We start from the raw sequence: 13,700 nt of genomic DNA, 5'->3' as shown, positions 1-13,700 counted from the left end.
AACTTAAGTCAAACTAAAAATAAATTATAAATATATTGAGGCAAAAAATGATAAATTTACAGCCCAATACAAAAACTTGAAATCATTATAACAATAAAAAAAATAGCTCAAATTGCCAATGTTTCAGTTGGAACAGTTGATCGTATTATCCATAATCGAGGTCAAGTAACGGAAGAAAACATTGAAAAAGTAAATGCCATAATCAAAGAATATGGTTATAAGAAAAATATTTTTGCTAGTAATTTAGCCTTCAATAAGAAATTTAAATTTGCCGTCTTTCTCCCCAAAAATGAAAACATTGAATATTGGCAAGCTCCAATTGTTGGAATCAAAAAAGCGGCAGAAGAGTTTGCGAATTTTGGAGTGACTATTGATTACTTCTTTTTTGAATACAACACTACTTCTTTTAATCAAATAGCCCAAGAAATCCTAAAATTAGAGTACAACGGATTGCTGTTTGCACCCATATTTTATAAAGAATCGGTTTCTTTTCTGAACGAATACAAGAAAAAAAACATTCCAATTGTGATGATCGATTCTAATATTGAAGAAATCGAAAACATTGCCTACATTGGCCAAGATTCCTATCAGAGTGGTTATCTTGGGGGCAAACTCATTAGTTATGGAATAAAAGAAAATAGTAATGTATTGATTTTAGAAATCAATCGAAATGCAGAAAGCACCACAAGAACAAATGTTTACTTACAAAGAATTAAAGGATTTTATTCTTATTTTAAGGAAAAAACAAATCTTCCAAAATTTAATTTCTCTGAAATTAGCATACAATATGACAGTAAAAACCAATTAAATAGTACAATGTTCGAAGGTATTGATTGTGTTTTTATTCCAAATTCTAGAGCACACATTGTTGCTAAATTCATCAAAGACAATCATTTAAAAAACATTCACTTAGTAGGTTATGATTTATTGAAAGATAACATTGAATTTTTAAAAGAGGACACCATAGCCTTTTTAATCAATCAGAAACCCGAAGATCAAGGCTACAAAGGCATCAGTCATTTGTATAAAAAAGTAGTTTTAAAAGAGCCAGTAAATGAGAAGCAATATTTGCCTTTAGAAATTATTGTACAAGAAAACTATACAAAAACGATTTAGGATAAAAATCAAACAAAGAAGCCGTCTCCTTACTGAAATGGCTTCTTTGTATTTGAAATGGAATAAAAATTATTTTTTCTTATTGAGTTCTCTTATATAATTAACTAATTTCCAACGTTGGTCTTCGGTTAACAACTCATCATAAGAAGACATTGGTGGTTTTCCAACAGTTATTTTCCAAAAAATTTCACCATCAGTTTCATTGGGAATGTTTTTTAAGGCCAAGAAATTGGCTGGTTTTTTTTCTAAACTCAACCCAGCTTCTCCATTTCCTTTGCCAGAAATACCGTGGCATAACACACACATTTGTCCATATATTACTTTTCCCTCATTGGTTGCAACCGCATTACCATCAAAAGGATTTTTTAATCCCTTAGTATATTCTGGAACTGCCCATTTTTTTTGAGCTATAACTGTATTACTAACAAAAAACAGTATTGCAAACACTACCAATAACAAATATTTACTTTTCATAATAGTATAGATTAAAATTTACATAATAAAGTTACTACATATTATTCAATAAAACATCATAAATATCACAAAATATTCAAACAATTAAAATATTATAACAAATATAGCAATGTGATACTGATTGTAAATTCTTTAGATACTATTTGAGCCAAAAAAACCGCAAAAGCAAAACTGATGCGGTTTAGAATATTGATCAAATTTAGACTATAAAATATAATCTGTATTGATGAAGTTTGATTCTTTGCTATTTAACAATTCTTGCAAAATTGCATTGTTATATTCATTGTCTTTGGATGCCACAAAAGTTCTGATTGAGAAAGAACGAAGCGCATCAAAAATACTCAATGTTCCTACAGCCGAATCTTTTCGACCTGTAAATGGATACAAATCTGGTCCTCTTTGGCAAGAACTATTTAGGTTTACTCTACAAACCAAATTCACTAAAGTATCGATTAGCGGAGCAATGGTTTTGATATCTTGCCCAAACAAACTCACTTGTTGTCCGTAATTAGACTCGGCCATATCGTTCAATGGTTCTTGAATGTCTTTGAATGTCAAAATAGGCACAATGGGCCCAAATTGCTCTTCGTGATACAAACGCATTTCTTTGTTTATTGGAAATAAAACCGCTGGAAATATGAAATTATCTGAATGTTCTCCACCTTTGGCATTAATTACTTTTGCTCCTTTACTGGTTGCATCATCAATCAATTCCTGAATGTAAGCTGGTTTTTCACTCTCTGGTAATGGTGTTAATGAAACTGATTTATCCCAAGGATTACCAAAAACAAGTTCATCTACTTTGGCAGCAAAACGCTTGTTGAATTCTTCGGAAATTGTTTCGTGAACGTATAAAACTTTCAAAGCAGTACAACGTTGTCCGTTGAAAGACAAAGTTCCTACAATACACTCTTGGATAGCCAAATCTAAATCGGCATCTGGCAAAATAATGGCTGGATTTTTAGCTTCTAAACCTAAAACCAAACGCAATCTGTTTTTATTTGGATGTTGGTCTTGCAAAGCAATCGCTGATTTACTGTTGCCAATCAAAGCCAAAATATCAACTTTCCCTGATTTCATTATTGGCGAAGCCACTTCGCGTCCTCTTCCATAAACTACATTAATAGCACCTTTGGGAAAACTGTTTCTAAAAGCTTCTAATAATGGTGAAATCAATAAAACTCCGTGCTTTGCGGGTTTGAAAATAACCGGATTTCCCATTATTAAGGCAGGAATCAACAAGGAAAAAGTTTCATTTAAAGGATAATTATAAGGTCCTAAACACAAAACAACTCCCAATGGTCCACGACGAATCATTGCATTTACACCTTGACTTTTGGTAAAATGAGCACTATTTCTATCCAATTGTTTGTAATGTTCGATGGTATCATAAATATACTCAACCGTTCTATCGAACTCTTTTTCAGAATCTCCTAATGATTTTCCAATTTCCCACATCAAAAGCTTAACCACTTCTGTTCGAGTAGTTTTCATTTGAGCGACAAATTTTTCCATACATTTAATTCGATCAGCTACTTTCATAGTAGGCCACAAACCTTGTCCGTTATTATAAGCAGAAGAAGCTGATTCTAGCACTTCCAATGCTTCTTTTTCACCCATAAAAGGAATACTTCCTAATAAAGTAGGTGCATAATTTTCTGTTGAAGAAATTGTCGAATAAACAGGAGTTGTTTCGCCTGACCATTTTTTTAATTCGCCATTAACTAAATAGGTATCTTGAGTAAGTAAACTGCTAATTTGAAATTCTTGTGGTATTGTATTCATTCTTTTTTTGTTGTTGATTCATTAATTTGTTTAACCGATTAAAACATTCAAACCTTTAAACTCTTAAACATTTAAACTTTTAAATATTTAAACTACTTCCCCATCCCATTCTAAAATTCCACCTAATAAATTATAGGTATTTTCAATACCAAGGCTATTCATAACCTCGCAAGCTTTAGCACTTCTAGCTCCAGAGCGGCAATAGACATAATAATTTTTGGTTTTGTCTAAGTCTTCAATTTTTGATACAAATCCTTGACCTTCATAAATATCAATATTGATAGCATTAGCAATCATTCCTTCATCGCACTCGGCTTCGGTTCTGACATCCAGAATAACTGAATTATCATCGGCTTTCAATTGAGAAACCCAATCTTCTTGTGTTAAATTCATATAATATTGTTTTTGGTAAAATTACAAAGTTTTTGCCCAACATTTATGGCACTATCTGTTAATTGGATAATTTTTTACAGAAAACGTTTTAGTATAAATAAAAAAACAATAAAATTTTAATTCTACTGTAATATTCATTAACAACTACTCGAAAAACTAACTATTATGCAGCTAATTTACAGTTTATTTGTTTTTATCTCTAATTAAAAATTTTAATTATTATAAATAATCAATAATTATATGTTGTAATTATTTTTTAAACACCATTTTAAAACATTAAAAATCAAGTACATAAATACAATATCTACTAATCATTAATTTTTCTTAGAATTGTTTTAACAAAAAATTAACTCAAACATTTGTATATACAACTAAAAAACATATTACATTTGTATCAACAAATAACATACATACAAATATGAAAATTGAAGATGTTATAAAATCAACTGTACCGATGGAAAATTCCAAAAAAATTATCCTGAATGTGATGTACACACAAAATATTTTGGCAGAAAAATTTAATGAAATTTTGAAACCTTACGATATTTCAGGAGAACAATATAATGTATTGCGAATCTTGAGAGGTCAAAAAGGAAATCCAGCCAATATGTGTGTGATTCAAGAACGAATGCTGGCAAAAACAAGTAATACCACCCGGTTAGTTGATAAATTATTGTTGAAAGAATTTGTTACAAGAGAAGTTTGCCCAGAAAACCGACGCAAAATCGAAGTCACCATCACTCAAAAAGGGTTAGATGTTTTGAAAGAACTAGATCCAAAAGTAACCGAACACGAAATCGCTTTTTCGAAAAACTTAACGGATGACGAAATTGTGGTATTAAACCAATTATTAGAAAAATATAGAAATCAATAAATTAAATATCAAATACAATATGAGTACTTTTTTAGAACACCAAAACTGGAGATACGCGACAAAGAAATTCGACTCCACCAAAAAAATCTCAACCGAAGATTTAAATACATTAAAAGAAGCCATTCGTTTAAGTTCTTCTTCTTATGGATTACAACTTTACAAAGTTTTTATCATTGAAAACTCTGAATTAAGAGCCAAAATTCAACCTGCTGCTTGGGGTCAAACCCAAATTGTGGATGCTTCTCACCTTATCGTTTTCGCAAATCAAACTAATATAACAGAAGCGGATATTGATGGTTATTTGAAAAACGTAGCCGAAACTAGAAACATCCCAGAAACAGCATTATCAGGTTACGGCGATTTTATGAAAGGTGGAATCCTAAGCAGATCAGATGACGATAAAGCCAATTGGACATCTAAACAAACCTATTTAGCACTTGGAAACTTATTGAATGCCGCAGCGGAACTAAAAATTGACGTGACGCCAATGGAAGGTTTTGTTCCTGCCCAAGTAAACGAAATATTAGGTTTCAACGAATTGGGATTGAACGCTTCATTAATTGCGCCTATCGGTTACAGAAGCCAAGAAGATGACACCCAGCATTACGCAAAAGTTAGAAAATCAAACGAAGAATTATTTATCACACTTTAATTATAAATCCAAAAACAAATTCAAACATTATGAAAAATCTAAAAACAATTGCATTAGCATTCGTAGCCTTCGCTACCCTTTCAGTATCAGCTCAAACCAAAAAAATTGATGTTAAAACAAGTACCATCGAATGGGTTGGAAAAAAAGTAACTGGACAACATAATGGTACCGTAAATTTCAAAGACGGAGCCGTAGTATTAAAAGGAAAAAAATTGGTGGGTGGAACTTTCACAGTTGACATGACTTCATTGACCGCTACCGATCTTACTGGTGAATATTTAGGGAAACTGAACGGACACTTGAAAGCAGACGACTTTTTTGGAACCGATAAATTCCCAACAGCAACCTTGGTTATCAAAAAAATTGGTGCTAAATCAGCCAACATTTACACTACAACTGCCGATTTGACTATAAAAGGAATCACTAAACCGGTAACTTTTGACATCACTGTAAACGGAAATACTGCTACAACAGCTTTCAATGTAAACAGAACTATTTACGGAATTCAATACGGTTCAAAATCTTTCTTTGATAGCATTGGAGACAAAGCAATCAATGATGAATTCGAATTGAAAGTGACTTTGAAATTCTAATTTCAAGTTAAAATAAATTTTAGTAAACCCTGACAAGCAATTGTCAGGGTTACTTTTTTTAACAAAAAGACAAAAAAAAAGTATTTTTAATTTATTCTGTTTGGATTTTCAAATTTGATTTCTATATTTGTCGAATGAAAACGATTTTAAACAATACTTGGTGGTGGAACAATTTACGTCAAACGTCGTGAACAAAGCACCTGTAGTATAAACTATCATATAAAAGGCTTGTCATCACGACAAGCCTTTTTCTATTTCAAAAATACAGGAGTTGTAAAAATCTCCATCAAATAATAAAAACAAAATGAAAGCATTTACTTTAAATACACATTACAAGCAAATCCTTGCCGACACGATTACCCCAGTAAGCGTCTATTTTAAAATTCGTGACAAATTCCCCAACAGCTTGCTTTTGGAAAGTAGTGATTATCACGGAAACGACAATAGTTTTTCCTACATCTGTTGCAACCCGATTGCTTCCATCAAAATCGAAAACGAAACCATTTTCAAAACATTTCCTGACGGAACTTCCGAAACCATTTCGATAGATTCAAAAACGGATATTCCTCAAGTAATTCAGGAATTTTCAGGTCAGTTCCAATCCGAAAAGAATGATTTCAAATTCATCAACAATGGATTGTTTGGTTATATTTCTTATGATGCTGTTCGTTATTTTGAGAAAGTAACTATAGCCAAAAAAGACGGAGAAACCACCATTCCCGATGTGTATTATGCAGTGTATCAAAACATCATTGCCATCAATCATTTCAAAAACGAAGCTTATATTTTCTGCCACAGTGTAGACGGAAAAAATAACATTGCTGAAATTGAACAATTGTTGCAATCCCGAAATATAGCTTCGTATAAATTCTCAAGAGATGGCGAAGGTTCTTCTAATTTAACTGATGAAGAATTCAAACACAATGTAGCTTTAGCAAAAAAACACTGCCACAGAGGTGACGTGTTCCAGTTGGTATTGTCCAGAAGATTTACCCAAGGTTTCAAAGGTGATGAATTCAATGTGTACAGAGCTTTGAGAAGCATCAACCCCTCTCCTTACCTGTTCTTTTTTGATTATGGCGATTTCAAAATATTCGGTTCTTCTCCAGAAGCCCAGATTATTGTCAAAAACCGCAAAGCCGAAATTCACCCCATCGCAGGAACTTTCAGAAGAACTGGCGATGACGAAAAAGATGCCGTTTTGGCCAAAAAATTATCCGAAGACAAAAAAGAAAACAGCGAACACGTAATGCTGGTTGACTTAGCGAGAAACGATTTAAGCCGTCACGGTCACGGTGTGGAAGTGGAAAAATACAGAGAAGTTCAATTTTTCTCTCACGTAATCCATTTGGTTTCCAAAGTGACTGGACATTTACATAAAAAAGCCACCACAATGCAGGTCGTTGCCGATACATTCCCGGCAGGAACATTAAGCGGAGCGCCCAAACACAGAGCGATGCAATTAATCGAAGATTACGAAAAAACCAATCGTAATTTCTACGGAGGTGCTATCGGTTTTATGGATTTTGAAGGCAATTTCAATCACGCTATTATGATTCGAACTTTCTTAAGTAAAAATCATAAGTTGCATTGTCAGGCCGGAGCCGGAATTGTAGCCGATTCTAGCGAAGAAAACGAAATGCAGGAGGTTTACAATAAATTATTGGCGTTGAATAAAGCGCTGGATTTAGCAGAGACAATATAATGTAAGGACAAGTCACGACTTGTCACTAAAACAAAAATAACAAAATGAAAAAAATACTAGTTATAGACAATTACGACAGCTTCACTTACAACTTGGTGCATTACCTTGAAGATTTGGATTGTGAAGTTACCGTGTACAGAAACGATGAATTTGATATTGACGAAATTGCTCATTTCGACAAAATATTACTTTCTCCAGGACCTGGAATTCCTGATGAAGCAGGATTATTGAAACCTGTAATCGCTAAATATGCTCCAACCAAAAGTATTCTTGGTGTATGCCTTGGCCAACAGGCTATTGGAGAAGTTTTTGGCGGGACATTATCTAATTTGGACAAAGTGTATCACGGAGTTTCCTCAATGGTAAAAACATCTGTTAATGATGAACTTTTATTTGAAGGTTTAGGAAATGAATTCGAAGTGGGACGCTATCATTCCTGGGTGGTTGATGCCAATTTACCAGATGTTTTGGAAGCCACTTCATTTGACGAAAACGGACAAGTAATGTCTTTGCGTCACAAAACATACGATGTTCGCGGCGTGCAATTTCATCCGGAAAGTGTGTTGACACCAAATGGAAAGAAGATTTTGGAGAATTGGTTGAAATCGTAGAGGCGTTGCAATACAACGTCTGTACATTGTTAATAAAAAAACAATAAAAAAGAAACGTTGCACTGCAACACGTCCCTACCTTACGGTAAATAAAATGAAAACAGCTAAAATCCATCTTATACTCTCTTGTCTTTTTATTTTTAGCATCCTTTCTTGCAATCAAAAGAAGGAGCAAAAAATAGAAACCACGAGTATTTCCCAACCCGAAATGGTTTTGGATTTATTGGATTTACAGGCAAATAACAAATTAGGAAAAGATACGCTTGTGACCATTGTGAATGATCCTGTTTATCACAAAGCAAAGAAATACAAAGCCGTGAGTGCGTCGCTTTTGGTTAAAACTGAAATTGAATTAAACAAAATCGACAGCAAAAACACCAAAATAGTGTTTGAATGTGTGGATGGTTACAAACCTGAAATGCCTTTGGAATTGTTTTTAAACGCCAATCCGTTTTTGGCATTTGAAGATGTTGACGCGCCAAAAGGAAGCAAATGGGAACCTATTCTAAAGGAAGGGAACGAGATGAATGCTGAACCATTTTACATTGTTTATCCTTCGATTTCGGAAAAAGATTCGCGTTACAAATGGCCTTATAATCTGGTGAAAATCTATTTGGAACCGCTGAATAAATCAACTTTGGAATTGTATCCTCTGAAAAACAAAAAATTGGAAACGGGCTATACATTATTCAAAAATCAGTGCCTAACTTGCCATTCGATAAACGGCATCGGAGGAACAATGGGACCGGAATTGAATTATCCGAAAAGCGTGACCGAATATTGGAAAGAAAACGAATTGGTAAATTACATTGTGAATCCGGCTTCTTTCAGAAACAAGGTAAAAATGCCGACACTCGGAATCACCAAACAACAATCCCAGGAAATTGTTGATTATTTAAAATATATGTCTGAAAATAAAAAGAAAATATAAGCCAAATGAATATCCAAATTTCCGATCGAAGAGATTTAAATCTTGAAGACATTTTAGAACTTTATAAAGCAAATGAATGGAGTTCGGCAAATAAACCGAATCAATTATATAACGGACTTTTGAATTCTGAAACTTTGGTAACCGCTTGGGACAATGAAAAATTGGTTGGACTTGGAAACGCCATTTCCGATGGACATTTAACCGTTTATTATCCGCATTTATTAGTCCTTCCAGACTATCAAGGGAAAGGAATTGGCAAGATGATTATGGATAAAATGCAAGAAAAATATAAAGATTTCCATATGCAAATGCTAACAGCTGATGGAAAAGCAATAGATTTTTATAAAAAAAATGGATTTGAACGTGCTGGAAATACGAAACCAATGTGGATTTATTCTGGAAACGAACACTAAAAAAGTAGTCAGTTATCAGTATTTAGTTAGCAGTGCCCGTTCAAAAATAAAACTTAGAATCTTAAATCAAAATGAAAAATATATTAAATAGACTCATCAACCACGAAATGCTTTCCAAGGAAGAAGCCAAAAACGTGTTGTTCAACATATCCAACGGAAATTACAATCCGAGTCAAATTGCTGCTTTTCTTACCGTTTATATGATGCGAAGCATCAGTATTGATGAATTGGCCGGTTTTCGCGAAGCCTTGCTGGAATTGTGTGTTCGGGTGGATTTATCCACTTACAACACTATCGATTTGTGCGGAACTGGGGGCGATGGAAAAGACACTTTCAACATATCCACTTTAGCTTCTTTTGTGGCAGCTGGAGCAGGAATCAAAGTGGCGAAACACGGGAATTATGGGGTTTCGTCTATTTCGGGTTCCAGCAATGTAATGGAAAAACTAGGCGTAAAATTCAGTAATAATAATGATTTTTTGGAAAAATGTATTGATCAGGCTGGGATTTGCATTTTGCACGCACCTTTGTTTCACCCTGCAATGAAAAACGTGGGCCCCATTAGAAAAGAATTAGGTGTGAGAACCTTTTTCAATATGCTCGGACCAATGATAAATCCTTCTTTTCCTCAAAATCAATTGGTAGGTGTTTTCAATTTAGAACTCGCCAGAAAATATGCCTATTTGTATCAAAACACCGATATGAATTTTACCATTTTACATTCGCTGGACGGGTATGATGAAGTATCTTTGACCTGCCCAACGAAGACCATTACGAAAAGAATGGAAGGCGTGCTGAAACCAGAAGATTTTGGCGTTCGACAATTATTGCAAAGCGAAATCGAAGGCGGAAAAACCATAGAAGAATCGGCAGCAATGTTTATGAATATCATTTCCGGAAAAGGAAATGAAGCTCAGAATAATGTGGTTTGTGCCAATGCGGCGATGGCAATTGCAACGGTGAACGGAAATTCTGCTTTGGAAAGTTTCCAGTTGGCAAAAGAAAGTTTGCTTTCAAGTAAAGCATTGACAGCATTGAATAAATTACAAGAATTAAGTAAATAAAAATGAACATACTCGACAGAATCATAATCGACAAAAAAAAAGAAGTTATTCTCAAGAAATCCATCATTCCTGTTTCGCAATTGGAAACTTCGGTTTTCTTTGAAAAAAAGACGATTTCTTTGAGTCAAAATTTAAAAAACAGCAACTCTGGAATCATCGCCGAACACAAACGTCGTTCACCTTCGAAAGCTGAAATAAATTATAGTTTCACCGTTGAAGAAGTGGTAAAAGGATATGAAAGTGCTGGTGCCTGCGGCATTTCGGTTTTAACAGACGGAAAATATTTTGGCGGTTCTTTAGACGATTTACTTTTAGCGAGAGCATCGGTAAATATTCCGTTATTACGAAAAGAATTCATTGTGGATGAATACCAAATATTGGAAGCCAAAGCCCACGGATCCGATTTGATTTTATTAATCGCAGCAGTTTTGACTCGCAAGGAAATCAAATCATTATCAGAGTTTGCCAAAAGTTTAGGATTGGAAGTTTTATTGGAAGTTCACAATCAGGAAGAACTGGAAAAATCAATTATGCCTACATTAGATATGATTGGCGTGAACAACAGAAATCTGAAAACTTTCGAGGTTAGCCTAGATTTCAGCAAAGAATTGGCCAACCAAATTCCGAATGATTTCGTGAAAGTCTCCGAAAGCGGCATTTCGTCCATTGAAGCGATTAACGAATTAAAACCATATGGTTACAAAGGCTTCTTGATTGGAGAAAACTTTATGAAAACCGACAATGCTGGAAAAGCAGCAACAGAATTTATTAAGCAATTAAAATAAGACACAAATTTCACAAATTTACACGAATCAAATCTGTGAAAATCTGTGACCCAAGCGACAGCAAATAGGCGAAGCAAATCTATGGCAAAAACTAAAACTATGAAACTCAAAATCTGCGGAATGAAATACCCCGAAAACATGCTCGAAGTATGCGAGCTCCTACCCGATTATATGGGTTTTATATTCTGGGAGAAATCGGCACGTTATTTTGATGGAATAATTCCCGAACTGCCTAAGTCTATTAAGAAAGTAGGCGTTTTTGTCAATGCTTCTTTAGAAGAAATTCTAAAGAAAATTGAAATGCACGATTTGCAAGCCATTCAGCTTCACGGTACCGAATCTGTTGAATTTTGTGAAAATTTAAAAAAAAATATACCAAACCTGATAGATATCATAAAAGTATTTTCAATTTTAGATACCTTTGACTTTGATTTGCTCAAACCATACGAAAAAGTGTGTGATTATTTTCTTTTTGACACCAAAGGAAAATTGCCTGGTGGAAACGGAACCTCTTTTGATTGGAAAGTTTTAGAAAAATACCCTTCGACGAAGCCGTTTTTCTTGAGTGGCGGAATCGGAATGGATAATATAGAGGCCATAAATGAAATTTTGAAAACGAATTTACCCATTTATGCCATTGATGTAAACAGTAAATTTGAAATTGAACCTGGATTAAAAAATATACAATTATGCAGAGACGCAACGCATTACGTCTCTACAATTAAAAAAATAAAAATGTCATACAACGTTAACGAAAAAGGCTATTACGGAGAATTTGGAGGAGCATATATCCCTGAAATGTTATATCCAAATGTGGAAGAATTACGTCAAAAATATCTTGAAATCACGGCTCAACCCGAATTTAAAGCCGAATTTGACCAATTGCTAAAAGATTATGTAGGTCGCCCAAGTCCGTTGTATTTTGCCAAAAGACTTTCTGAAAAATACAACACCAAAGTCTATCTGAAAAGAGAAGATTTGAATCATACTGGAGCACACAAAATCAACAATACTATTGGTCAGATTTTAGTAGCCAAAAAACTAGGCAAAAAAAGAATCATTGCCGAAACTGGAGCAGGTCAGCACGGAGTGGCCACAGCTACCGTTTGTGCTCTTATGGGATTGGAATGCATCGTGTATATGGGTGAAATTGACATCGCTCGTCAGGCTCCAAATGTAGCTCGAATGAAGATGTTGGGCGCTGAAGTTCGTGCAGCACTTTCTGGTTCAAGAACGTTAAAAGATGCTACTAATGAAGCCATTCGCGATTGGATTAACAATCCTGTCGATACGCATTACATCATTGGTTCAGCCATTGGTCCACATCCTTATCCTGATATGGTAACTCGTTTTCAGAGTGTTATTTCTGAAGAAATTAAATGGCAGTTAAAAGAAAAGGAAGGACGTGAAAACCCTGATTATGTTGTAGCTTGTATCGGTGGCGGAAGTAATGCAGCAGGAACCTATTACCACTTTTTGCACGAGCCCGAAGTGAGTATTATAGCTGTAGAAGCCGCTGGAAAAGGAGTCAATTCTGGACACAGTGCTGCCACAAGCAAACTGGGAAAAGTAGGTGTCATTCACGGTTGCAAAACCTTATTGATGCAAACTCCCGACGGTCAAATAACCGAACCCTATTCTATTTCGGCTGGATTGGATTATCCTGGAGTTGGACCAATGCACGCACATTTGGCGCTAACCGGTCGTGCCGAATTTTTCTCTGTAACCGATGACGATGCTATGAAAGCAGGATTAGAACTTTGCAAACTCGAAGGTATTATCCCTGCGATAGAATCTTCACACGCTTTGGCGGTCTTAAATGACAAGAATTTCAAACCCGAAGATATTGTCGTAATCAGCCTTTCAGGTCGTGGCGACAAAGATTTGAACACCTATATAGATTATTTTAAATTATAATTGACGTTAAAAACTGCATGCTATGATACAATTATTCACCTACGGAACTTTGCAACATGATGATGTACAAGAAAACCTTTTTGGACGTGTTCTAACCGGAACCCCCGAAAAATTGATAGGATATATTTTAAAGAGAATTCAGATCGAAGAAGAATTTGGAATAGTTCAATATCCAGTTATTGTAGAAACTAATAATGAAGAGGATTTCATAGATGGAATTGTATATGAGCTTACAGAACACGAACTGAATCAAGCGGATTTGTATGAAGGATTGCATTACAAACGAGTAGCAGTACATTTGCATTCGAACCAAAAAGCTTGGGCTTATAGTGCTGCTAATTTAACCCACTTTTAAAATATTTCTAAATTCAAAAAAGCATCATATAG

General features: G+C 34.5%; 15 protein-coding genes and 1 pseudogene. 13 read left to right on the top strand and 3 right to left on the bottom strand.

All coding sequences use genetic code 11. The annotated features are described in order from the left end of the window. The first annotated feature begins 54 nt into the window (after positions 1–54). Complete coding sequence (locus C3L50_RS14010; protein ID WP_317044968.1) at positions 55–1,116, top strand: substrate-binding domain-containing protein; 1,062 nt, start codon at positions 55–57, stop codon at positions 1,114–1,116. Positions 1,117–1,185: 69 nt separating this feature from the next. Here C3L50_RS14010 and C3L50_RS14005 read toward each other — a convergent pair whose 3' ends face one another. The 3 genes from C3L50_RS14005 to C3L50_RS13995 form a co-directional block, all read right to left on the bottom strand. Beyond that, positions 1,186–1,590: a c-type cytochrome gene (locus tag C3L50_RS14005; RefSeq protein ID WP_103806806.1), complete on the bottom strand. Its 405-nt coding sequence runs from the start codon at positions 1,588–1,590 to the stop codon at positions 1,186–1,188. Positions 1,591–1,794: 204 nt separating this feature from the next. Then, positions 1,795–3,375, bottom strand: coding sequence for an NADP-dependent glyceraldehyde-3-phosphate dehydrogenase (locus C3L50_RS14000; RefSeq protein WP_103806805.1), 1,581 nt, complete (start codon positions 3,373–3,375; stop codon positions 1,795–1,797). Positions 3,376–3,462: 87 nt separating this feature from the next. After that, positions 3,463–3,768: a rhodanese-like domain-containing protein gene (locus C3L50_RS13995; protein ID WP_103806804.1), complete on the bottom strand. Its 306-nt coding sequence runs from the start codon at positions 3,766–3,768 to the stop codon at positions 3,463–3,465. A gap of 418 nt (positions 3,769–4,186) precedes the next feature. Here C3L50_RS13995 and C3L50_RS13990 point away from each other — a divergent pair, with 418 nt between their 5' ends. The 12 genes and pseudogenes from C3L50_RS13990 to C3L50_RS13940 all read left to right on the top strand — a co-directional run bounded on the left by C3L50_RS13990 (position 4,187) and on the right by C3L50_RS13940 (position 13,668). After that, entirely contained in the window at positions 4,187–4,642 is a 456-nt protein-coding gene (locus C3L50_RS13990; protein WP_103806803.1) for a MarR family winged helix-turn-helix transcriptional regulator, read from the top strand. A 19-nt stretch (positions 4,643–4,661) separates the two neighbouring features. After that, complete coding sequence (locus tag C3L50_RS13985) at positions 4,662–5,294, top strand: NAD(P)H-dependent oxidoreductase (protein ID WP_103806802.1); 633 nt, start codon at positions 4,662–4,664, stop codon at positions 5,292–5,294. A 29-nt stretch (positions 5,295–5,323) separates the two neighbouring features. After that, a complete protein-coding gene (locus tag C3L50_RS13980) occupies positions 5,324–5,887 on the top strand; it encodes a YceI family protein (protein WP_103806801.1) in 564 nt (187 codons plus the stop codon). A 304-nt stretch (positions 5,888–6,191) separates the two neighbouring features. After that, positions 6,192–7,592: an anthranilate synthase component I family protein gene (locus C3L50_RS13975; protein ID WP_103806800.1), complete on the top strand. Its 1,401-nt coding sequence runs from the start codon at positions 6,192–6,194 to the stop codon at positions 7,590–7,592. 44 nt (positions 7,593–7,636) lie between these two features. Further along, positions 7,637–8,203, top strand: a complete 567-nt coding sequence (locus tag C3L50_RS13970) for an anthranilate synthase component II (protein ID WP_103806799.1) — start codon at positions 7,637–7,639, stop codon at positions 8,201–8,203. 94 nt (positions 8,204–8,297) lie between these two features. Next, positions 8,298–9,134 carry a c-type cytochrome gene (locus C3L50_RS13965; protein WP_103806798.1) on the top strand — a complete coding sequence of 279 codons (837 nt, stop codon included), beginning with the start codon at positions 8,298–8,300 and terminating at the stop codon, positions 9,132–9,134. 5 nt (positions 9,135–9,139) lie between these two features. Then, positions 9,140–9,547, top strand: coding sequence for a GNAT family N-acetyltransferase (locus C3L50_RS13960; RefSeq protein ID WP_103806797.1), 408 nt, complete (start codon positions 9,140–9,142; stop codon positions 9,545–9,547). Positions 9,548–9,618: 71 nt separating this feature from the next. Further along, positions 9,619–10,611 (top strand): anthranilate phosphoribosyltransferase, encoded by a 993-nt coding sequence (trpD, locus tag C3L50_RS13955; RefSeq protein WP_103806796.1) that lies wholly within the window; start codon positions 9,619–9,621, stop codon positions 10,609–10,611. Positions 10,612–10,613: 2 nt separating this feature from the next. After that, positions 10,614–11,396: an indole-3-glycerol phosphate synthase TrpC gene (gene trpC / locus C3L50_RS13950; protein ID WP_103806795.1), complete on the top strand. Its 783-nt coding sequence runs from the start codon at positions 10,614–10,616 to the stop codon at positions 11,394–11,396. An 81-nt stretch (positions 11,397–11,477) separates the two neighbouring features. Further along, a pseudogene (locus C3L50_RS16515) lies at positions 11,478–12,083 on the top strand (phosphoribosylanthranilate isomerase); the annotation flags it as partial. Between the two features lie 48 nt (positions 12,084–12,131). Next, positions 12,132–13,313 carry a tryptophan synthase subunit beta gene (gene trpB, locus C3L50_RS13945; protein ID WP_243400389.1) on the top strand — a complete coding sequence of 394 codons (1,182 nt, stop codon included), beginning with the start codon at positions 12,132–12,134 and terminating at the stop codon, positions 13,311–13,313. 22 nt (positions 13,314–13,335) lie between these two features. After that, positions 13,336–13,668, top strand: a complete 333-nt coding sequence (locus C3L50_RS13940; protein ID WP_103806794.1) for a gamma-glutamylcyclotransferase family protein — start codon at positions 13,336–13,338, stop codon at positions 13,666–13,668. Positions 13,669–13,700 lie beyond the last annotated feature (32 nt).

Origin of the sequence: Flavobacterium alvei (assembly GCF_002920895.1) — a bacterium.
Taxonomy (GTDB): Bacteria; Bacteroidota; Bacteroidia; order Flavobacteriales; family Flavobacteriaceae; genus Flavobacterium; species Flavobacterium alvei.
This window is presented reverse-complemented; position numbering and strand designations above follow the sequence as displayed.